Source organism: Streptomyces sp. CA2R106, from assembly GCF_037034245.1.
Taxonomy (GTDB): domain Bacteria; phylum Actinomycetota; class Actinomycetes; order Streptomycetales; family Streptomycetaceae; genus Actinacidiphila.
The window spans coordinates 74,000-95,028 of the sequence record NZ_JBAGKC010000012.1 but is presented as its reverse complement, the minus strand read 5'-3'; the positions used below and the strand labels follow the sequence as shown (position 1 = coordinate 95,028).

Sequence of the window (21,029 nt, the reverse complement as noted above, 5' to 3'; positions counted from 1 at the left end):
CTGCCCCGTCAACTGCCCTGTCACCGCACCCGCTCCTGCCCGGTCCTGGTGGCCAGCGTCCACCGAAGGTCAAGCGCCGCCTGGTCCCGCCGCAGCCGCGCATGCCGCGCATACGCCCAGGTCAGCAGGAAGGTCGTCGCGAACTGCGCCAGCCCCGCAACCAGCGCCACGTTCAACTCGCCCACCACCCGGCGGGCCATCACACCCGGTGCGGTGGTCGCTGCCACCACGTAGACCAGGTACCAGGTGACGAACGCCGCCGCCGCCGGAAACGCGAACCCCCGGTAGCGGTCCCGCACCTGGCTGAACGCCGCGCTGTGCTGCACCTCCAGGTACACCGCCGCCCGCGCGTCCGCCTCGTCCGCCGAACGCGCCCTCGGCAGCACCACAGGCGGTGTCACCTGCTCTCTGACCGCGCCCGACCCCGCATCCGTATCCGGCTCCGGCGTCCACTGCCGTGCCACCGCGGCCTGTCGCCACGGGCTGTCCACCCCCAGCGTCCCCGGGTCTCCCCCGCCGTGCTCGTCCACCGAAATCTCCTCGATCCGCCGACCGGTCGGTCGTGCGGCCCATCATGGGCAGACCGGGAAGATCCAGAACCAACATGCCCAAACCTTCACACCATCAGGTGATCCCGTGCCGGTAGGCGTATCCCACGGCCTGAGCCCGATCGCGTGCCCCGGTCTTGGCAAACAGGTTGTTGATGTGCGTCTTCACGGTGGCCATGCTGACGTGCAACCGCTCGGCGATCTCCGCGTTGGACAGCCCCTCGGCAACCAGCGCCAACACTTCTGCCTCCCGTATCGTCAGCCCGTCAGGCAACTCCTCTCCCTCACGCCGCACCAGCCTCGCCGCCGCGGGCTCACCCTGTGCGAGCACATCCAGCACCCGGCGCTGCACCGACGACGACAATCCCGCCCGCCCTGCCGTCACATCGGCAATCACCCTCGCGATCTCCTCACCGCCCGCATCCTTCGTCAGATAGCCCCGTGCTCCGGCCCGCAGCGCCGGGAACAACGAGTCGTCGTCCGCGTACGTCGTCAGCACCACCACCTGCGTGCCCGGATACCCGACCCGAATCCTCCGGGTCGCCTCGACTCCGTCGCACCGCGGCATCCGCAGATCCATCAGCACCACGTCCGGATGCTGCTGCGCCACCAGCCGCACCGCCTCCTCCCCGTCGCCCGCCGCTCCCACCACCTCGATCCCGGGCAGCAGCCCCAGCAGCATCACGATCCCCTCGCGCACCACCGTCTGGTCGTCCGCGACCACCACCCGCGTCATGCGGGCACCCGCAAGCGCACCACGAAGCCCTCCTCCACCGGTCCGGCATCCAGCGCGCCGCCCAGCAGTTCGGCGCGCTCCCTCATTCCACGAAGACCGTAGCCCGATCCGGAAACGCCCAGAGAGTTATCCACAGGCGATCTGCCGCCGAAGTCCCGGAACTCCAACTCCACCTCGTCCGGCCGGTACTCCAGCCGCAGCACGACGTCCGCACCCGGCGCGTGTTTCCGCACGTTCGTCATCGCCTCCTGGGCGACCCGCCGCACCGTCAGCCCCGCCTCGGCCGGCAGCCGCCGCGGCTGCCCGTCCACCTCCAACCGCGCTCCCTCCGACGCCACCAACTCCCGCAGGAACTCCTCCACCGGCGCCATCTCCCCGCGCAGCGCGGACAGTGCCTGCCGGGTCTCCGCCAGCCCCTCCCGGGCCATCCGCCGGGCCGCCACCACCCGCTCCAGCACCACCTCCCGGTCCTCGCCCCGCTCGATCAGCAGCCGGGTCGCCTCCAGATGGACGGTCTGCGCGGACAGGCTGTGTGCGAGCACGTCGTGGATCTCCCGGGCGATCCTGGCCCGTTCGGCGAGCGCGGCCGTCTCCGCCTCGGCCTTCCGCGCGGCCCGCTCCTGGGCCAGCAGCCGCTGGGTGTGCCCCCGTGCTTCCGCGTCCAGCCGCACGGTGTAGCCCACGAGTGCCACCCCGAGCGCGGTCAGCATCGTCACCAACCAACTGTCCGCCCGGTCGAGCACCACGAACAGGGTGAGCGAGGCCGCTGCCACCGGTATCCCCGCTGCCAGGGGCAGCCGCTCCAGTGCCAGCACCGCGGACCCGCACCACAGCAGCACCGCGGGCAGCGGCGCGTCCACCGCCGTCGCGATGGCGCCCCCCGCGAGCAGCAGCGCGGCCATACCGAGCGCGGGCCACAGGCGGTGCCGCAGCGTGGTCCGGAAGTAGGCCCACACCACCCCGTACAGCACCAGCAAACCGAGGCACGCGCCCACGGCGGCCCACGGGCGCAGCCCGCCTTTGGCGACCACGGCCCACAGCGCCGCGGCCATCAGCGCGACCCTGATGCCCCGACCGACCTGCCGCCGCGCCTGCGGCCGCAGGTCGCGGGAGAGCGCCTCGCGTGACGGCCAGGCCGTCCAGGTGCTCATGAGACCGTGCGCCGCAACGGTGTGCGGGGCCGGCCCCGCCCGAAGAGCGCCCGCCCGCTTATCGGGGACATCGCGGGGCCGGCGACGGACGCGACAGACGCGACGGCTGCGACAACCACCGACGCATGGACCGGACCGGACATGGCACGTGCCTCCGTAGACGATTCGACGATGTTGCTATGCCTCGAATCTACGGAAAATCGCTGGTCAATTGATCAAGCCAGGGGTGGAAAAACGCTCTCCACCCGGAGGTGGAGAGCGTTTCGGCCCGTTCGAGACGGGCGGAGACCGGCGAAGCCGGGTTGAGTCGGGTACAGCTGGTGGCCGGCCGCCGGTCAGACGTCGATCCGCGCGCGGTCCAGGGTGGAGGCGGAACTGGAGATGAACTCCTTGCGCGGCGCCACCTCGTTGCCCATCAGGAGGTCGAACGCCTGCTCCGCGGCTTCGAGGTCGCTGATGTTGATCCGTCGCAGGGTGCGGTGGCGCGGGTCCATGGTCGTCTCGGCCAGCTGGTTGGCGTCCATCTCGCCGAGGCCCTTGTACCGCTGGATGCTGTCCTTGTAGCGGACGTTGCGCCGGTTGAGGTCCTGGAGGGTCTGGCGCAGCTCGGCGTCGGAGTAGGTGTACAGGTACTTGTCCTGGCCCTTCTTGGGCTGGACGAGCTCGATCCGGTGCAGCGGCGGGACCGCGGAGAAGACCCGGCCCTCCTCGACCATGGCGCGCATGTAGCGCTGGAAGAGGGTCAGCAGGAGGCAGCGGATGTGGGCGCCGTCGACATCGGCGTCGGCGAGGAAGATCACCTTGCCGTAGCGCGCCTGGTCGATGTCGAAGGTGCGCCCGGAGCCGGCCCCTATGACCTGGATGATCGCACCGCACTCGGCGTTCTTGAGCATGTCCGAGACGGAGGACTTCTGCACGTTGAGGATCTTGCCGCGGATCGGCAGCAGGGCCTGGAACTCGGAGTTGCGGGCCAGCTTGGCGGTGCCGAGCGCCGAGTCGCCCTCGACGATGAACAGTTCGCTGCGCTCCACGTTGTCGCTGCGGCAGTCGGCGAGCTTCGCGGGCAGCGAGGAGGTCTCCAGCGCGGTCTTCCTGCGCTGGGCCTCCTTGTGCTGCCGGGCGGCGATCCGGGTCCTGGCGGCCGCGACGGCCTTCTCCAGGACCGCCCGGGCCTGGCCCTTGGTGTCCCGCCGGGTGGAGGTCAGGAACTCCTTGAGCTCCTTGGCCACCACGGCGGCCACGATCCGGTTGGCGGCGGAGGTGCCCAGCACCTCCTTGGTCTGCCCCTCGAACTGCGGCTCGGCCAGCCGGACGGTGACCACCGCCGTCAGCCCCTCCATCGCGTCGTCCTTGACGATGTCGTCCTCGGCGACGCGCAGCAACTTGGTGGCGCGCAGCACCTCGTTGACCGTCTTGGCGACCGACCGCTCGAAGCCGGTCACATGGGTGCCGCCCTTGGGCGTGGCGATGATGTTGACGAAGGACTTGAGCGTCGTGTCGTATCCGGTGCCCCAGCGCAGCGCGATGTCGACGCCGAGTTCGCGGGTGACCTCGGTGGGGGTCATGTGGCCGCGGTCGTCGAGTACGGGGACGGTCTCCTTGAAGGTGCCGCTGCCGGTGAGCCGCTGCACGTCGCTGATCGGCTTGTCGGGGGCGAGGTACTCGCAGAACTCGCTGATCCCGCCGTCGAAGTGGAAGACGTCCTCGACCGGCTTGTCCTCCTCGATGCCGCGCTCGTCGCGCACCACGATGGTGAGGCCGGGGACGAGGAACGCGGTCTGCCGGGCACGCTGGTGGAGGGTGTCCAGGGAGAGCTTGGCGTCCTTGAGGAAGATCTGCCGGTCCGCCCAGTACCGCACGCGGGTGCCGGTGCGGGTGCGGGGGATCTTCTTGGTGCGGACCACGCCGCTGGCCGGCTCGAAGGGAGCGTCGGGGCCGGACTCGGTGAAGATCCCGGGCACACCGCGGCGGAAGCTGATGGTGTGCGTGTGGCCGCCGCGGTCCACCTCGACGTCAAGGCGCGAGGAGAGGGCGTTGACCACCGAGGCGCCGACGCCGTGCAGACCGCCGGAGGCGGCATAGGAGCCGCCTCCGAACTTGCCGCCGGCGTGCAGCTTCGTCATGACGACCTCGACGCCGGACAGGCCCGTCTTCGGCTCCACGTCCACCGGGATGCCGCGGGCGTTGTCGCGGACCTCGATGGACCCGTCGGCGCCGAGGACCACCTCGATCCGGTCGCCGTGGCCGGCCAGCGCCTCGTCGACGGCGTTGTCGATGATCTCCCAGATGCAGTGCATGAGGCCGCGGCTGTCCGTGGACCCGATGTACATACCGGGCCGCTTGCGAACCGCTTCGAGGCCTTCGAGGACGAGGAGGTGCCGCGCGGTGTAGTTGGAACCGTCACGATCTGCGCCCGTCAGCATCGAGGCGGGCGGCACGGAGGTTTCGGCGGTCACGCGGGCAGCTCCTCGGTCAAGATATTCAGGCGTGTCGGTGAGAGGGTACCGATGCGGGGTGGGCGGGCACCGACGCGACCCGGTATCCGGATGATCCATCTTAGCCGTTTTCGATCGCGCGTTCGATAACCCGCACGAGTGATACACATGTCACGTTCCCAAAGAGGCATGAACCATTTAGGCTCCGGGCACGTCCTCTCCAACAACCCGGTTGCCAGCCGGGGGACGATCCGGACAACAGCTCCACACCCGACATCCGACGCAACTGACTCCTATTCGCCGCCAATCGGTAACACCCGGTCACACCGAGGACGGTTCCGAGAAAATGCCGTCAGCGGGAACGTTTTCGGCCTGGTTGGATGTTGACCCTGGTACGACAGCTCGTCGAGCTAGAGAAGAGGCGACGTGACTACTGTTCTGACCCCCGCGAGTCCGCTGACAGCGGGCGACCGCTGCGACCGCTGCGGCGCTCAGGCCTACCTGCGCGTCACACTCATCAGCGGTGGAGAGCTGCTCTTCTGCGCCCATCACGGCCGCAAGTTCGAGCCTGAACTGAAGAAGATCGCAGCCGAGATACAGGACGAGACCGGTCGGCTGACCGAGACCCCGGCGTCATCGGGAGACGACGAGCGCTGAGCCTTCGCACCAGCGACGAATCGGAGCCGCGGGCGGACAGACCCCTTGAGGGGGTGTCCGCCCGCGGATTTTCACCGATCTCCAGGCCCCGTCGGCTGTTCTGTACCATCGCTCCCCCGCGCCGACCGCCCCACCAGGCCGACGGTGTCCTGCACTGCGGCCCGTGACAGCGGCGCGCTCCTGCCGTGGATCACTCCACGTCACGACTCACATGTGCTGCGCGATCAGCGCTTCCATCGCGGAGACCCGCGTGTACACGCCCGGGTAGTTCGCCAGCGCGCAGCCGTTCCCCCACGACACCAGGCCGACCAGCCGGCCGGCGACCACCAGCGGTCCACCGCTGTCGCCCTGGCAGGCGTCCCGCCCGCCCTGCTTCTCCCCCGCGCACATCATCGACGCGGGCACGTAGGTGCCGACGCTCCCGCCGGGATACGCCTGTTCGCACGCCGAGTCGTCAAGGACCGAGATGTCGGCGGTACGCAGTGTGGTCGCGTAGTCGCCGTCTCCGGTGGTGTCGCCCCAGCCATAGACCTCGGCCTGGGTGCCGGGGCGGTAGGAATCCGTGTCGGAGGAATCCGCCATCGGGATGGCCGCCCCGCTCGGCAGCGGCTCGGCCAGGGTGATCACCGCGACATCGTTGGCGTTGGTGGCCTGGTCGAAATCCGGGTTCACCCACACCTTGGACAGCTGTAGCTCCTCGCCACTGTCGCTGGTCAGGTCGGTGCGGTCCGCGATGACCCGGAGGTCCGGCAGCTGCTGCCAGTCGGACACGCCGAGCGCTTCCTCGCCGAAGCAGTGCGCGGCGGTCACCACGGTGCGTGGGCCGACCGCGACGCCGCCGCAGAACTGGCCGGAACGGTCACTGCCGAAGCGCGAACGGCTGGACAGCGCGACCACCCAGGGCTCCTGCTGGGTCGTGGTCGGAGTACCGCCCACGACGACTTCATGGGCCGCCGCCGACGTGGCGGGCAGTGCGAGGGGCACCGCCAAAGCCGGCAGCAGCGCGACTATCGACGCGATGACGGTACGAACACGGAAACGCATACGGCCTCCTGACGCTGTGAATCACTCTGCACACCCAGAGTCATGGACAGGTCGGGAGGCCGCATCCGCAGAGAACAGCCGCGGGGGCGGGCCGAAGGTCGGCTCGCCCCCGCGGCTGGGTGGTGATGTGGTGATCAGTCCAGGTAGTCGCGCAGCACCTGCGAGCGCGACGGGTGGCGCAGCTTGGACATCGTCTTCGACTCGATCTGGCGGATGCGCTCACGCGTCACCCCGTAGACCTTGCCGATCTCGTCCAGCGTCTTGGGCTGCCCATCGGTGAGGCCGAAGCGCATGGAGACCACGCCCGCCTCGCGCTCCGACAGGGTGTCCAGGACGGAGTGGAGCTGCTCCTGGAGGAGGGTGAAGCTCACCGCGTCGGCCGGCACGACCGCCTCGGAGTCCTCGATCAGGTCACCGAACTCGCTGTCGCCGTCCTCGCCGAGCGGGGTGTGCAGCGAGATGGGCTCACGGCCGTACTTCTGGACCTCGATGACCTTCTCGGGGGTCATGTCGAGTTCCTTGGCCAGCTCCTCCGGGGTGGGCTCGCGGCCCAGGTCCTGGAGCATCTGGCGCTGGACGCGGGCCAGCTTGTTGATGACCTCGACCATGTGCACCGGGATGCGGATGGTGCGGGCCTGGTCGGCCATGGCGCGGGTGATCGCCTGCCGGATCCACCAGGTCGCGTACGTGGAGAACTTGAAGCCCTTGGTGTAGTCGAACTTCTCGACCGCCCGGATCAGACCGAGGTTGCCCTCCTGGATCAGGTCGAGGAAGAGCATGCCGCGGCCGGTGTAGCGCTTGGCCAGCGAGACCACGAGGCGGAGGTTGGCCTCCAGCAGGTGGTTCTTCGCCCAGCGGCCGTCCTCGGCGATGATCTCCAGCTCGCGCTTGAGCTTGGGCGCGAGCTTGTCGGCGGCCGCGAGCTTGTCCTCGGCGAAGAGGCCGGCCTCGATCCGCTTGGCGAGCTCGACCTCCTGCTCGGCGTTGAGCAGCGGGACCTTGCCGATCTGCTTCAGGTAGTCCTTGACCGGGTCGGCGGTGGCGCCGGCGACCGCGACCTGCTGGGCAGGCGCGTCGTCCTCGTCGTCGTCGGAGAGCACGAAGCTCTCGGACTCCGGCTTCTCGGCGTCCTCGTCGCCCTTGCCGGGCGCGACGTCCTCGAGTGCCTCGTCCGGCTCGACCGCCTCGTCACCGGACCCGGCGGACTTCTTCGCCGTCGCCTTCTTGGCCGGTGCCTTCTTGGCAGCCGTCTTCTTCGCCGCGGTCTTCTTCGCGGGCGCCTTCTTGGCTGGGTTCTCCGCCTCCACCGATGGCTCCACCGTGGTCTCGGCCTCGGTCACCGCCTCCGGGGCGGGGGCCTTGGGCGCTACGGTCTTCTTGACAGGGGCCGCCGTCTTGGTGGCGACCGTCTTGGTGGCAGTACGCTTCGCCGGACTCTTGGCTGCGACGCTCTTGCGGGTGCGCTTGGGCGCCTCTGCCGCGGTCACCATGAGCGTCACCCCCTCCTCGTCGAGGACCTGGTTGAGGCTGCGCAGAACGTTCTTCCACTGGGTTGCCGGAATCTGGTCCGCTTCGAACGCCCGACGCACATCGTCGCCGGCGATCTGGCCCTGGGCCTTACCCTGCTCGATGAGCGCCATCAGAGACTCGGATTCGGCGATCTCGGACGGGAGCGTACGGGATGTGCTGGCCGACACGAACAACCTCTCGGAACGATGGGAACGACTGAGTGGTACCGCACAGCGACTCGGCGTCAGTCCTGATGCCGAATATTCGGTTGAACATTGCGTGTGCGGCGGCCACCTCTTAAGTCATCGCACTGCCTCGCCAAGCGTTACGCCAAGCTTACGTGGCCCGAGTCACACCCCATAACACGCTTATACATACCAGAGTGGGACATCACATACACGTGGAGCCGCCGCCGACTCCCGGATCGGGGTCCGCGGCGGCGCCAGATGCAGGTCAGTTCTTCTCTCGCGGCGCCGGGACGACATGGTCGGCGGCGGGCGCCGGGGCCGGCTCGGTCGAGGCGGCCAGCAGTTCGCGCATCGCCGCCTCGGCGGTGCCCCCGTCGCCCTCCGCGAGCGCCTCGACGATCCGCTGGTGCAGACCGACCGAGGTGTCCCCCGGACGCTCGCACCCGGTGGCGAGGCCGCCGGAGACGTGCAGGGCGGCGGACACGATGCCGGACAGGTGCTCCAGCATCCGGTTGCCGGCGACCTGGAGCACCAGGGTGTGGAACTCGGCGTCGGCACGGGAGAAGGTGAGAGCGTCACCCTGGGAGCTGGCGTGCGCCATGATCTCGGCCATGTCGGCGAGCCGCTGCTGCACGTCCTCCCGGCCGTGGCCGGCCGCGAGCCGGGCGGCGACCGGCTCGATGGTCGCGCGCAGTTCGAGCAGTTCGCGGCGCTGGTCGTCCCGATGGGGTCCGAAGGCGCGCCATTCGATGATGTCGGGGTCGAGCAGGTTCCAGTCGCTGACCGGACGGACCCGGGTGCCGACGTTCGGCCGGGCGCTGACCAGGCCCTTGGCCTCCAGCACGCGCAAGGACTCGCGCACCACAGTGCGGGAGACCTCGAAACGCTGGCCGATCTCCTCGGGGACCAGCGGGCGATCGGCGCCCAGGTCACCGGAGACGATCATCTGACCGAGTTGCTGGACGAGTTGGCCGTGCAGACCCCGGCCGCGGCTGCCTCCGGCACGGCGGCCGACCCGGCCCATGTCGGGCTCGACCCCTTCCCAGGCGTTGAGCCCGGGACGGTCTCCACCGGGGGCTTCGGGGTACGGATAGCGATCGAGCTCGCCCGAACCGGCAATGCCGGAGTCGGCAGAACGGGCCGCGGTCATCATGGAATGCGCAAGGGTACTCACGCATCCTTTGTCGGCGATGCCGAACCCGGCCTTGAGGGCTTTGCTGAAAAGCACACGAAAGGGTGAGCACTCATCACCTGATCATTGACGTCTTTTCTGGAGGAATCACCCCTCGTCCCCGGGAAGCGGCGCACTTCCTCCGGTGGGCACCGCAGTTGACCGCCGCCCTTGCCGCCGCCCGCGCAACGCGCTTGCCGCGAAGGCCGCAACAAGCACCACCAGCAGCAACACCAACCCCAGGAAGAGGGGTTGCCCGGCGAAGCGCAGCGCCTTGGCCACGCCCCCACCGCCGCCCTGCGACACTCCGCACACCACCGACCACAACGCCCCGCCGGCGTCGCCGAGTTCCTTCAGCTGCGGCCCACCGAGCAGCGCGCGTACGGCCGGTACGGCGAGCAGCGGCACCGCGAGTACCGCGGACACACCGAGCGCGGTAGTACGGAAGACCGCAGCGGCCAGCACACCGGCCCAGCAGCACCCGACCGCCAGCGCGGCGCTCCCGGCCAGCGCGGCGGGATGGGCCCAGGGGTCGGGCACGCGGCCGCGGGCGGTGAGCAGCCTCAGTACGCCGACGTCGACGGCCGTGGCCGCGGCGGTGAGCAGCAGGGCGGACGCCGCCCCTACGACAAGTTTGGCGCCGAGCAACCGGGAACTGCGCGGCTCGGGACCATGACCGGGCGCGAGAGCGGGATAGCGGAACTCCTGGCCGTAGCTGAGCGCACCGAGCAGTCCGGACCCGATCGCCCCGGCAGGCAGCGGCAGTTCGGGGGCCCAGCCCGACAGCACCCGCAGCACCGAGGTGTGCGCCACACCGGCCCGGGCGATCAGCACGCCGGCGAGCGCCGAGCACAGCAGCGCGCCGAACACGGTGGGCCAGGGCGTGCGCACCCCGAACGCGCGCCGGACCTCGTAGCGGATCGGCCGGACCGGACCCGGGCGGCGCCCGACCCGCCGGGGCCTGCGGCGCTCGCCGCGCTGCCGCGGCAGGGCGGACTGCGGCACCGCGGGCTGCGGCGGCTCGGCCTCGGCCCGGGTCCGGTCGAGCCGGTCCGCCGAGGTGTCGGCCAACTCGTGCAGCAGGATGCCGTGCCGGTAGGCAGTCTCGCCCACCGCCGCGGAGGTCGTGCCGTACACGGCGATACGGCTGCCGCTCGCGCTGACCACTTCGGCGCCGTCGTCGCTGAGCAGTGCCGCCAGCCGCTGGGCGTACGGCGACCGGACCGCCACGTACGGCCGCATGCGGCTGCGCGCGAACTGCGCCGCCGCCTCGTCGGCGACGAGCCGGCCGCCGTCCAGCGCGAGTACGCGGTCCGCCGTGCGGGCCAGCGCGCCCGCGTCCCGGCCCGCGAGCAGCACGGCGCCGCCTTCGGCCGCGTGCCCGCGCACCAGTTGGTGGACCCAGGCGGCCTCGCGCGGCGGCAACTCGTGCGCGGGGTCGTCCAGGATCAGGGCCCTCGGGCGGGAGAGCAGCGCGACGGCGAAGCCGAGCCGGCGGTCCATGGCGAGCGACTGCGTGTCGAGCCGTTCGTCCGCGACCGCGTCCAACCCGACCAGTTCCAGGACCTCGTCGGCGCGCGAGAGCGGCAGCCCGTAGGCGGAGCAGAGCATGCGCAGGTGTCCGCGGGCGCTGCGGCGGGGGTGGCCGGGGACGTCCCCCAGCACCGCGCCGATCTCGTCGGTGGGGCGGGCCAGTTCGTGCAGGGGGCGGCCGTCGACGAGAGTGGCGCCACGGCCCTGCTGCACCCCGAGCAGGAGCCGGAGCGCGGTGGACTTGCCCGCACCTGCCGGTCCGAGCAGGCCGGTCACCTCGCCCTCCCGCACCTCGAAGGTCAGGTCGGCGACGGCGGGCGGGGTGTTGCGGCGGGACAAGCTGGTCAGTCCGATGGCCTGGATCACCCCAGCACCATAGCGCCGAAATGACCATCAAAATGGACAAAACCCCCGAAACTACACCTCTGGTCGGAGCATCGGCGGATTCAGCAGCGCGGCCCCACCGGCCCTGAACAGCTGCGCCGGGCGCCCACCCTGACGTGTCGTCGTGCCCCCGGTCGGCACCAGGAACCCGACCGTCCCCGTCACCTTCCGGTGGAAGTTGCGCGGGTCGAGCGCCACGCCCCAGACCGCCTCGTAGACCCGCCGCAGCTCGCCGACGGTGAACTCCGGCGGGCAGAACGCCGTGGCCAGCGAGGAGTACTCGATCTTCGACCGGGCCCGCTCCACCCCGTCGGCGAGGATGCGCCCATGGTCGAAAGCGAGCGGCGCCGCCTCTCCCAGGTCCTGGCCGTTGTCCGTCAGGAGCGTGTCGACCGGCGCCCAGCGGGCGCTGCGCGCGTCGCCACCGGCACGGGGCGCCGGCAGGTCCGGGGCCAGCACCAGATGCGCGACGCTGACCACCCGCATCCGCGGGTCGCGCTGCGGATCGCCGTACGTGGCGAGTTGCTCCAGGTGGGCGCCGCTTTGAGCCCGCAGACCCGTCTCCTCGGCCAACTCGCGGGCCGCCGCCTGCGAGAGGTCCTCCTCGTCGCGGACGAAACCACCCGGCAGCGCCCATCGGCCCTGGAACGGAGCCTCTCCCCTGCGCACCGTGAGCGCGCACAGCGCGTGATGCCGAACCGTGAGCACCACCAGGTCGACGGTGACGGCAAAGGGCGGGAAGGCCGACGGGTCGTAGGGCGACATGACGCGATCCTAGTCGTCTCCCTGACGATAAACAGCCGGATCGGCGATCTTGACAGCCGGCCGGCGGAGATTCCCGTCCGCCGCCCGTCGCGCCTCCCCCGCTCCGCCCGCCGCCGCCTGCGCCCGACGGCTTCCCGGTGGCGTGCGGCGCGGTGTCCGCGCGCCGCGAGCCCGCCGGAAGCACACGCGCTGTGCGGCTGCTCACCGGCGGGTCCTGCTGCGGCGGCCCTTGGGCGCGCGGTGGGCGGGGCCGCGGCCGGCCGGACCGATCGGGCCGCGGTGCAGCGCGGCCCTTCCGAGCACCCGTTTGCGCCGCTCCTGGCGCATGCTGCGCCGCAGCAGCTCGGGGTCCAGGCCCTCGTTGACGGAGGTGTGCAGCAGCCGGGCGAAGGTGTAGTCCGGGTCGAGGTCCAGCGCCATCCGCAGGGCGACCCGGGCCTCGGTCTCGTCCCCGGTGGACCAGGCGACCCAGCCGGCGAGGGTGAGCGGAGTGGCCGCATGGTCCTGGTAGGGGCCGACGCAGCGCCGGGCCAGCGCACGCCACAGCCGCACCGCCGCGTCGGCCTGCCCGGGCTCCGCCCACTCCGCGGCACGGTCGCGGACGGCCTTGTCCTGGAGGCCGAGGATCATGACCGCCGCCTCGTCCTCATCGAGGAGAGCGTCGTCCTGCTCGTCGGCCCGGACCGGTTCGTCGAGCCGCGGCGCGGCCCGGAACCTCTCCAGCGCCGCACGGGCCAGCCCGAGTGTGCGGCGGCGGGCTTCCTCGACGCGGTCGCCGGTCAGCATCCGCGGCAGCAGTTCGGCGCACGCGATGTCGAGCGCGACCTCCTGCTTGTGGTGGTCGTCGGCCGCCGACGGCCGCAGCCGCGCCTCGATGTCCCGCAGCGGGCCGGGCACCGGCAGCCCGACGGACGCGGCGGTGACGGCCATTTCGGTGCTGCCCGGCGGTGGGAGGGCGGTGCCCTCGGCGGGCGACGGCGTGCGGTCTGGCAGGCAGTAGGACCACCAGCGGCCGGCCGACACGCACAGCGCCTCGATCACCGGCACGTCCAGTTCCCCGCAGGCGACCCGCAGCCGCTGGGCGAGCGGGCGCAGCCGCTCCACCACGTCCGACGGCCGCTCGCCCTCGGCCGGGTCCTGGCAGAGGAAGACCACGGCCGCGTCGGGGCGCCCGGTCCGGCGGGTGCTGTTCCGCACCAGGCACTCGGCGAGGCGGCCGGCGCAGACCGGCCACTCCTCCGGCCCCTCGGGCAGGGCCACCCGCAGCCTCCCGCCGAAGCGGCCGTGCTCGCCGTGCAGGGCCACGAGGACCAGGCTGTCGGTCGGTTGGAAACCGAGCAGATAGGGCAGCGCGTCCGCCAGTTCTCCGGGGCCGCGCAGCGTGACCTTGACCTCCGTCGGGCGATCCGATGACTCTCCGTGCTGAATTTCGTCGCTCTGTGTCATGACTCGACGATGACGCATCGCCCGGCCTTCCCGCGGCCGACCACCCGTTCGGCTGTGGACAACTTCCGGGCAGGACGTCCGCCCGGCGCCCGGACCATCCGTCCTTCGGGCCCGGCGATCAGCCCGCCGCGGCGAGGACCAGCGGAAGGACCGGCCCGCTGCCCGCCTGCCGCAGCAGCCGCGCGCAGACCGCGAGGGTCCACCCGGAGTCGGTCGAGTCGTCCACCAGCAGGACGGAACCCGGCGACGCCGCCAAGGCGCCCGCCAACTCCTCGGAGACCGTGAACGCTCCGGACAGTGCCTTCAGCCGCTGCGCGGAGTTGCTCCGGCGTGCGGCGTGCGCCCCGTTCCCGCCGGTGTACGTCAGGCTGCCCAGGAACGGCATGCGGCCGACCGACGCGATCCCCTGGGCCAGTGAACCGACCAGCTGGGGGCGGGTGAGGGACGGAACGGCGACGACGCCGACCGGCCGCGCCGGGGCGTCCGGCGCACCGGATGACCATCCCCCGGCGGAGCGGGCCCAGTCGGCCAGCACCGCCACGGCGGCACGCAGGACCTCGTCGGGCACCGCGCCGTCGGGCGCGTCCTCGGCCAGCAGCGGCCGCAGCCGGTTGCCCCACCCGATGTCCGACAGCCTGCCCAGGGCCCGCCCCGTCGAACACTGCTCCTGGGCCGGGATGCGGCCCTTGAGGTCGATGCCGAGCGCGGCCATCCCGGTGGGCCACATCCGCCGCGGCTCGACCTCCACTCCGGGCCGGTCCAGTTCTTTGGCCGCACCGGTCAACGCGCCCGCCGAGACGGCCGACTCGATCCACGCGCCCGCGCAGTTGTCGCAGCGGCCGCAGGGAACCGCGCCCTCGTCGTCGAGCTGCTGCCGCAGGAACTCCATCCGGCACTGGGTGGTGCCGACGTAGTCGCGCATGGCCTGCTGCTCGGCCGCGCGCTGCCGGGCCACCCAGGCGTAGCGCTCCGCGTCGTAGACCCACTCGGCGCCAGTCGACGCCCAGCCGCCCTTCACGCGCCGGACCGCGCCGTCGACGTCCAGCACCTTCAGCATCGTCTCCAGCCGGCCGCGCCGGAGGTCCACCGCCGCCTCCAGAGCAGGTACGGACAGCGGCCGGCCCGCGTCGGCGAGGGTCGCGAGGGTCTGCCGGACCTGTCCTTCGGGGGGGAAGGCGGTGTCGGCGAAGTAGCGCCAGATCGCCTCGTCCTCCCTGCCGGGCAGCAGCAGCACGTCGGCGTGCGCGACACCGCGCCCGGCACGGCCCACCTGCTGGTAGTAGGCGATCGGCGAGGACGGAGAGCCGAGGTGGACCACGAAGCCCAGGTCCGGCTTGTCGTACCCCATGCCCAGTGCCGATGTCGCGACCAGCGCCTTGACCCGGTTCTCCTGCAGGTCCATCTCGGCCTGCAGCCGCTCGGCGTTCTCCGTCTTCCCGGTGTACGAGGCCACCTCGAAACCGCGCTGGCGCAGGAACGCGGTCGCCTCCTCGGCCGCGGCGACCGTGAGGGTGTAGACGATCCCGGAGCCCGGCAGCTCCTCGAGGTGCTCCGCGAGCCAGGCCAGGCGGTGCGCGGCGTCGGGGAGCCGGATCACGCCCAGCCGCAGGCTCTCCCGTTCGAGCGTGCCCCTGAGCACCAGCGCCTCGCCGGCACCGGTGCCCAGTTGCTCGGCCACGTCGGCGGTGACGCGCGCGTTGGCGGTCGCGGTGGTGGCCAGCACCGGTACGCCGGTCGGCAGCTCGGCGAGCATCGCCCGCAGCCGGCGGTAGTCGGGCCGGAAGTCGTGGCCCCAGTCGGAGATGCAGTGCGCCTCGTCGACCACCAGCAGACCGGTCGTGGCCGCGAGCTCGGGCAGCACCTGGTCGCGGAAGTCGACGGAGTTGAGGCGTTCGGGGCTGACCAGCAGCACGTCCGTCTCCCCCCGCTCCACCTCCCCGTAGATCGTCTCCCACTCCTCCGGGTTGGCCGAGTTGATCGTCCGCGCCCGGATGCCGGCGCGGGCCGCCGCCTCGACCTGGTTGCGCATCAGAGCCAGCAGCGGGGAGATGATCACCGTGGGACCGGCGCCGCGTCGCCGCAGCAGCGCCGTGGCGACGAAGTACACCGCCGACTTGCCCCAGCCGGTGCGCTGGACCACGAGCGCGCGCCGGCGCTCCTGCACCAGCGCGGCCACCGCCTGCCACTGGTCCTCCCGCAGCCGCGCGGCGCCCTCCGCGGCGCCCACCAGCTCGGCAAGGATCAGATCGGCCTCCGCGCGCAGCTCCTGGTTGCTCATGCCCCCATGCAACCCCACAGCACTGTCATCGTCCCAATCCCCACCCCCAGGGACGGACCGTCCGACACCGCGGGTCCGGAGGCGGCCACGGCGGGCGACGGGGGTGCCGCCCCCGGTTTCCGCCGCGTTCCCGCTGGTCCCGGCAGTGCGCGGCCGAGTCGATCATCCGGGTGGGATCTATCCGGCGGACGTTGCCATACCGGTCGTTGCCGCCAATTGCCCGTTGCCGCACGGCAGTACGAGAGGAAGAATTGGCCGTGGATTCCCGATCGGCTCTCCGAGCCCCTTGACCGGCGTGCGCCCGCGCCCGGTCCACGGGTGCATCCGCGAAGGGAGGACCGTGACCATCGGGTTCGTTCCTGAGACCTCGTCCGCCGGTTCCCCCCGGGTGTCGCGCAGCATGGAGCCGGCCGAGTGGGCCGGCAGCGGTGTGCCGATGCTGGCGAGCCCGCGCGATGTCATCAAGGACCTGCACGCCAGACACCTGCCCACGCCGTCGACCGCGGTCGTCGCGGTCTACGACCCGGACGGCAGGATCAGGGCCAGCGCCTCGTTCACCGGCCGCGACGGGGTGCTCGACGGGTGGGAGCGCCGCAACGCCCTGCTCTCCCACCTGCGCCGGGTCATCCCGCACGACCTGCGGCTCCGCCACCCCGTACGGGTCGCGGTCCTCATGGTGTGCCGGGAGGGCGGTCCCGGGTGGACCGCGGAGGACGGCGCCTGGATGTGGGGGCTGCGCGACGCCTGCACGCTGCACGGGCTGCGCTGCGGGTCGTACGTCACCCTCACCGACGACGGCTGGAACGTCATCGGCGAGAGCCGCGCCGGCCGTACCCCCAACGCCCACTCCGCACCCGCCCGGTCGGCGAACCCGCCGGCGCACGCCCCGCTGCCGCAGGACGCGCCGATGGCCGGGCGCCGGGCGGCCGTGCGCTGAGCCCGGCGGAAAGCTCCCGCGACAGGGCGAGACCGCGGCAGGGACCCGGCCGGAAAGGCGCGGGGCCTTCCCACCGCGGCCCGGCCGAGCGCCCGTTCAGGCGCTGGCGCCGAGCAGTCCGTTGATCCGGGCGGGGTCGCCGCACACGATCAGCAGCACACCGGCGCGGGCCAGTGCCCCCGCCAGCGCACGCGACATGCCCTCGTCGTCACCGCCGTTGAGCGCGACGACCACGACGGGGCGACCGGTGGCCCGGTCGGCGCGGATGTCGGCGTAGAACACGTCGTCGGCTGCTTCGTGCTGCGCCCAGTAGGACGCCTCGCCGAAGGACAGCTCGTGCGCGGCCCACGGGTGCTGCTCGCCCGCGGTCAGCACCAGGATCTCGCCGGGCGGACGCCCGGTGTCCAGCAGCAGGTCAACCGTTTCGTCGGCCGCGTCGACCGCACCGGACTCCGGCGCGGGGATGAGCTGGATCTGGGCGGACGCGCTCTTGGCGGCGGGCTGTTGTGCGGAGGGGGCGGCGGGCGGCGCGGCCGGGGTCACCGGTCCGCTCTTGCCCGCGGGCCGGTTGGGTCCGGGACGGCCCGGACCGACACCCGCGGCCGCGGATTCCCTGGACGGCGTGGGGCGCGGAGCCGCGGGTCGCGGCGGGCCGGGGACTGGACGGGGGGTCGACGCACTCCGGCCGGCGGCCGGAGCAGTGCGGGGACCCGGGACGCTCTCGTGAATCTGAGGCTCCTCGGGGGTGAGAGGCATGAGTTGATGTCTATCAAACGCGCTGTGGATGCGCAGCGGGGGGTGGCGCCCGAATCAGAAATCGAAACCGAGTTGTTCCCCTGTGTCGGCGTCGTTCCGCACCTTCTTGAGGTGCTGCCAGCGCGGCATCGTGTCCAGGTACGACCAGGACAGCCGGTGCTGGGAGGTCGGGCCCAGTTCCTCCAGTGCCGCACGGTGCACCGGTGACGGATAACCGGCGTTGTCCGCGAACGCGAACGGGGTGTATTCCACGCCGAGTTCGGCCATCGCGGTGTCACGCCGCACCTTGGCGATCACGGACGCGGCCGCCACCGCGACACATGACTGGTCGCCTTTGATGACGGTCCGCACCTTCCAGGACCCGCCCAGGTAGTTGTGCTTGCCGTCCAGGATGACCGCCTCCGGCCGCTCGGGTAGCGCCTCCAGGGCGCGTTCCGCCGCCAGCCGCAGTGCCGCCGTCATCCCGAGGCCGTCGATCTCCTCGGGGGACGCCTGGCCGAGCGCGTAGGACGTCACCCAGTCGGCGAGCAGAGCCGCGAGCTTGGTCCGGCGCTTGGGCGTGATCAGCTTGGAGTCGGTCAGCCCCTCGGGCGGCCGCCGCAGTCCGGTGACCGCCGCGCACACGGTGACGGGTCCGGCCCAGGCGCCGCGGCCCACCTCGTCCACACCTGCGACGGTGCGTACGCCGAGGGTGGCGCGCATCGAACGCTCGACGGTGTGGGTGGGTGGTACGTACGGCATGACGCAGTCAGCGTACCTCTCGGCAACGTCCCGCCCATAGAGGGGTGATCGGCCGGCAATGAACGCATGGTCCCACGTATCCCTCAGGACACTCCGGCCCACTGCGGTAGCGGTTCGGTACGCCGTGTCCAGGTCGCGGGCGGCGCACCACCGGGGCGGGCGGCGACGATGCCGCCGACGATCGCGCAGTTGGTGTCCACGTCGCCGCCCACCCGCGCGGTGGTCCAGAACGCCCGCTCGTAGTCGTCGAAATGGCGCGCGGCGGCCCACAGGGCGAAGGGCACCGTGTCGGGGGCGCTGGTGCGGCGGCCGCAGCCGAGGACCGCGGCGACGGTCGCCGCGTCGTCGTAGTCCAGCATGGTGCGGGCGCGTTCCACCCCTGCGCGCACGGCGCTGCGGGGCAGCAGGTCGAGCACCGCGCCCAGGAACGCGTCCGGGGTGCCGGGACCCGCCGGTCCCGCGGCCAGTGCGGCGGCGACGGCCACGGCCACGGCGCCGGCCACGGCCTCCTGGTGCCGATGGGTGGTGACGGCGGAGGCCGCGGCCTGCCGGGCCGCCTGCTCGGGGTCGTCGGCGTACCAGGCGCCCAGGGGCGCTATCCGCATCGCCGCTCCGTTTCCCCAGGAGCCCTGCCCGTCGAACAGCCCGGCGGCGAGTTCGCGCCAGTCGCCGTTCTCCTGCCGGATCAGCCGCAGCATCCGGTTCACGGCCGGGCCGTAGCCCCGGTCGAAGTCGTGGTGCTCGGCGAAGGACCGGGCGAGCGCATCCTGGTCGATCCGGCCGTGCGCCATGAGCACGGCCAGCACCGAGCAGGCCATCTCGGTGTCGTCCGTCCATGCCCAGGGTCCGGGTGGCAGTTCGCCGCTTTGGAGGGCGGGGCGGTTGGCCGGTACGAAGAACTGCGAGCCGAGCGCGTCGCCGACCGCGAGGCCGCGCAGGCCGGCACTCGCCCGTGCCAGGCGTTCGGCGTCCATGCCCGCGTAGGAGGCGGCAGCCGGGCCGGAATCGGAAGCGGGCGGGTCCTGCTCGGGGGTGGAATCGGGCATCATCGTGCTGGAGCCTTGGGAGTCATCCGAGGCATGGTACTGGTGTGCCCGTCCGACGCCAGGGTGCGGCACGAAGCAGCTCCGGGTGGTGGCGCCCAGGCACACAGGGCGCGGGGCGGAGGCGGTCTTCGCCGCCGCCGTCACTGCAGGCCGCCGCCGGGCGGGCAGGGGGTGCCCCAGCGCTCGAACGGCCGGTCCAGGATGTAGCGGCCCGAGGGCTGCCGCAGGAGCATCCGGGTCTCGGCGTTGGACGGGTTGGACAGGGTCTCGAACTCCTCGACCGTCCAGTGGAACCAGCGCATGCAGAACAGCCGCATCGTCAGCCCGTGCGTGACCAGCAGTACGTTCGGCGGGAAGTCCGGCTTGTCGAAGGCCCGGTAGAGGGTCTCCAGGAACGCTCCCACCCGGTCGTGGACGTCGGCGCCGCTCTCCCCCATCGCGAAACGGTAGAAGAAGTGGCCGTAGGCGTCGCGGGCCTTGCGCTGGCGCTGGATGTCCTCCTGGTCCTGCCAGTTGCCCCAGTCCTGTTCGCGCAGCCGCGGCTCCTCGCGCGCCTGCGCCAGCGCCGGGTCCAGGCCCAGCTCCTCGTAGGTGTGCCAGGTGCGCCGGTACGGGGAGACGAACGCCTGCACCCGCTCCCCGCCGAACACCTCGCGCAGACGGGCGCCGGCCCGCGCGGCCTGCCGGCGGCCGTTGGCGGTCAGCTCCAGGGCGTGGTCGGGCACCCGTTCGTAGATGCTGTCGTCCGCGTTGCCCTGGGACTCTCCGTGCCGGATGAGCACGATGCGTTGAGGACGTCCCATACCGGCCAGCCTATTGCGCCCGCCGGCCCGGCGCCTTTCCGCCCCCCGGACCGCCCGGACCGCCCGGACCGGTCCGAGCGGGCCCTCGCGCTCAGACCGTCCACTCCGGCACCACGTCCACCACGTCGCCGGCCACGGACAGCACGTCGGCGTCCAGCCCGGCGCGCTCGGACAGCCGCTCGACGGCCCCTTCCCGGTACTTGCCGTGCTCCGTGGCCGAATCCCACATCGACAGCACCAGGAAGTCGTCCGACTCCCCCCGGCCGAAGGCGCCGCGCAGCATCCCGGGTGATCCGGCCATGGCCGGGTTCCACACCCGCTCCTGCATCTGCGTGAAGTGCTCGACCCGCTCCGGCCGCACCTTGCACAGCGCGACCCTGAGCAGATCGGTGTCGGCGAAGAGCGGCTCGAAACCGACCTTCACATCCAGCTGGTGTTCGAACAGCCGCACCGCGAGCATTTCGTACGTGCCCTGCTGCCCGGCGACGAAGCCGCCGTGCGGGCCGGCCATGAAGGCGTCGTACGCGCTCCGGCCGTCCCAGAACCCGAAGATGTGCGCCACTCCCGGCTGGGCACGGCTCCAGCCGCCGCCCTGGCCGAGGAACCCGGGCTGCTGCCGCAGCGCCGCCCACCGCCGTTGCCCCCGGTCGAATCCGGGCCGATCGACGACCCCGCAGCGTATCCACTTGACCAACACCGCGCCATCGTAGTCGCGCCGGGCGCCCCAGCCGTCGTATTCCGGCTGCGTACATGCCGGCGGTGTCCCTGCTGGTCCGCCCCCGGGGCCGCGAACGACACGCGAAGGGGCGCCGACGGAATGTCGGCGCCCCTTCGCGCTGCTCTCAGCGCGGCTCAGCCGTCCCTACGGGAGGTCCCGGCAGATCGGCAGATCCGCCTTCCA

The 21,029-nt window shown here is 71.9% G+C and carries 18 protein-coding genes; 2 read left to right on the top strand and 16 right to left on the bottom strand.

Annotated features, from left to right (window positions below; translation table 11 throughout):
• Positions 1–20: 20 nt before the first annotated feature.
• The 4 genes from WA788_RS19390 to WA788_RS19375 all read right to left on the bottom strand — a co-directional run bounded on the left by WA788_RS19390 (position 21) and on the right by WA788_RS19375 (position 4,891).
• Positions 21–530 (bottom strand): DUF485 domain-containing protein, encoded by a 510-nt coding sequence (locus WA788_RS19390; protein ID WP_335978965.1) that lies wholly within the window; start codon positions 528–530, stop codon positions 21–23.
• A 94-nt stretch (positions 531–624) separates the two neighbouring features.
• Positions 625–1,284, bottom strand: a complete 660-nt coding sequence (locus WA788_RS19385) for a response regulator transcription factor (protein ID WP_335978963.1) — start codon at positions 1,282–1,284, stop codon at positions 625–627.
• Positions 1,281–2,435, bottom strand: a complete 1,155-nt coding sequence (locus WA788_RS19380) for a sensor histidine kinase (protein ID WP_335978961.1) — start codon at positions 2,433–2,435, stop codon at positions 1,281–1,283. Before WA788_RS19380 ends, WA788_RS19385 begins: the two co-directional genes overlap by 4 nt.
• A 335-nt stretch (positions 2,436–2,770) precedes the next feature.
• Positions 2,771–4,891, bottom strand: a complete 2,121-nt coding sequence (locus tag WA788_RS19375; RefSeq protein ID WP_335978959.1) for a DNA gyrase/topoisomerase IV subunit B — start codon at positions 4,889–4,891, stop codon at positions 2,771–2,773.
• A gap of 405 nt (positions 4,892–5,296) precedes the next feature.
• Between WA788_RS19375 and WA788_RS19370 the strand changes: the two genes are divergently transcribed.
• Positions 5,297–5,527 (top strand): DUF7455 domain-containing protein, encoded by a 231-nt coding sequence (locus WA788_RS19370; RefSeq protein WP_335978958.1) that lies wholly within the window; start codon positions 5,297–5,299, stop codon positions 5,525–5,527.
• Between the two features lie 207 nt (positions 5,528–5,734).
• On the opposite strand, the gene WA788_RS19365 is transcribed toward WA788_RS19370, so the two are convergent.
• The 7 genes from WA788_RS19365 to WA788_RS19335 all read right to left on the bottom strand — a co-directional run bounded on the left by WA788_RS19365 (position 5,735) and on the right by WA788_RS19335 (position 15,845).
• Positions 5,735–6,571 (bottom strand): S1 family peptidase, encoded by an 837-nt coding sequence (locus tag WA788_RS19365; RefSeq protein ID WP_335978956.1) that lies wholly within the window; start codon positions 6,569–6,571, stop codon positions 5,735–5,737.
• Positions 6,572–6,705: 134 nt separating this feature from the next.
• Complete coding sequence (locus WA788_RS19360) at positions 6,706–8,268, bottom strand: RNA polymerase sigma factor (RefSeq protein WP_335978954.1); 1,563 nt, start codon at positions 8,266–8,268, stop codon at positions 6,706–6,708.
• A 265-nt stretch (positions 8,269–8,533) separates the two neighbouring features.
• On the bottom strand, positions 8,534–9,496 hold the full coding sequence (locus WA788_RS19355) for a FadR/GntR family transcriptional regulator (protein WP_335978952.1): 963 nt from the start codon (positions 9,494–9,496) through the stop codon (positions 8,534–8,536).
• A gap of 51 nt (positions 9,497–9,547) precedes the next feature.
• Complete coding sequence (locus WA788_RS19350; RefSeq protein ID WP_335978951.1) at positions 9,548–11,338, bottom strand: ATP-binding cassette domain-containing protein; 1,791 nt, start codon at positions 11,336–11,338, stop codon at positions 9,548–9,550.
• A gap of 51 nt (positions 11,339–11,389) precedes the next feature.
• A complete protein-coding gene (locus WA788_RS19345) occupies positions 11,390–12,121 on the bottom strand; it encodes an NUDIX hydrolase (RefSeq protein ID WP_335978950.1) in 732 nt (243 codons plus the stop codon).
• A 201-nt stretch (positions 12,122–12,322) separates the two neighbouring features.
• A complete protein-coding gene (locus WA788_RS19340) occupies positions 12,323–13,567 on the bottom strand; it encodes a DUF4192 domain-containing protein (RefSeq protein ID WP_335978948.1) in 1,245 nt (414 codons plus the stop codon).
• A gap of 118 nt (positions 13,568–13,685) precedes the next feature.
• Positions 13,686–15,845: a RecQ family ATP-dependent DNA helicase gene (locus WA788_RS19335; RefSeq protein WP_335978946.1), complete on the bottom strand. Its 2,160-nt coding sequence runs from the start codon at positions 15,843–15,845 to the stop codon at positions 13,686–13,688.
• A gap of 340 nt (positions 15,846–16,185) precedes the next feature.
• Here WA788_RS19335 and WA788_RS19330 point away from each other — a divergent pair, with 340 nt between their 5' ends.
• On the top strand, positions 16,186–16,782 hold the full coding sequence (locus tag WA788_RS19330; RefSeq protein ID WP_435130226.1) for a hypothetical protein: 597 nt from the start codon (positions 16,186–16,188) through the stop codon (positions 16,780–16,782).
• A 96-nt stretch (positions 16,783–16,878) separates the two neighbouring features.
• On the opposite strand, the gene WA788_RS19325 is transcribed toward WA788_RS19330, so the two are convergent.
• From WA788_RS19325 to WA788_RS19305, 5 genes are all read right to left on the bottom strand, one after another.
• Positions 16,879–17,538 (bottom strand): hypothetical protein, encoded by a 660-nt coding sequence (locus tag WA788_RS19325; RefSeq protein WP_335978944.1) that lies wholly within the window; start codon positions 17,536–17,538, stop codon positions 16,879–16,881.
• Positions 17,539–17,592: 54 nt separating this feature from the next.
• On the bottom strand, positions 17,593–18,279 hold the full coding sequence (locus WA788_RS19320) for a ribonuclease HII (RefSeq protein WP_335978943.1): 687 nt from the start codon (positions 18,277–18,279) through the stop codon (positions 17,593–17,595).
• Positions 18,280–18,362: 83 nt separating this feature from the next.
• On the bottom strand, positions 18,363–19,253 hold the full coding sequence (locus tag WA788_RS19315; RefSeq protein WP_335979111.1) for an ADP-ribosylglycohydrolase family protein: 891 nt from the start codon (positions 19,251–19,253) through the stop codon (positions 18,363–18,365).
• Between the two features lie 212 nt (positions 19,254–19,465).
• Positions 19,466–20,128 (bottom strand): phosphoglycerate mutase family protein, encoded by a 663-nt coding sequence (locus WA788_RS19310; protein WP_335978941.1) that lies wholly within the window; start codon positions 20,126–20,128, stop codon positions 19,466–19,468.
• A gap of 91 nt (positions 20,129–20,219) precedes the next feature.
• Entirely contained in the window at positions 20,220–20,825 is a 606-nt protein-coding gene (locus WA788_RS19305) for a YdbC family protein (protein ID WP_335978939.1), read from the bottom strand.
• Positions 20,826–21,029 lie beyond the last annotated feature (204 nt).

Coding starts and splice junctions, on each gene's coding strand:
- WA788_RS19380 (WP_335978961.1), bottom strand. CDS start 2,435: ATGAGCACCTGGACGGCCTGGCCGTCACGCGAGGCGCTCTCCCGCGAC.
- WA788_RS19325 (WP_335978944.1), bottom strand. CDS start 17,538: ATGCCTCTCACCCCCGAGGAGCCTCAGATTCACGAGAGCGTCCCGGGT.
- WA788_RS19335 (WP_335978946.1), bottom strand. CDS start 15,845: ATGAGCAACCAGGAGCTGCGCGCGGAGGCCGATCTGATCCTTGCCGAG.
- WA788_RS19365 (WP_335978956.1), bottom strand. CDS start 6,571: ATGCGTTTCCGTGTTCGTACCGTCATCGCGTCGATAGTCGCGCTGCTG.
- WA788_RS19315 (WP_335979111.1), bottom strand. CDS start 19,253: ATGGACGCCGAACGCCTGGCACGGGCGAGTGCCGGCCTGCGCGGCCTC.
- WA788_RS19320 (WP_335978943.1), bottom strand. CDS start 18,279: ATGCCGTACGTACCACCCACCCACACCGTCGAGCGTTCGATGCGCGCC.
- WA788_RS19385 (WP_335978963.1), bottom strand. CDS start 1,284: ATGACGCGGGTGGTGGTCGCGGACGACCAGACGGTGGTGCGCGAGGGG.
- WA788_RS19345 (WP_335978950.1), bottom strand. CDS start 12,121: ATGTCGCCCTACGACCCGTCGGCCTTCCCGCCCTTTGCCGTCACCGTC.
- WA788_RS19340 (WP_335978948.1), bottom strand. CDS start 13,567: ATGACACAGAGCGACGAAATTCAGCACGGAGAGTCATCGGATCGCCCG.
- WA788_RS19310 (WP_335978941.1), bottom strand. CDS start 20,128: ATGGGACGTCCTCAACGCATCGTGCTCATCCGGCACGGAGAGTCCCAG.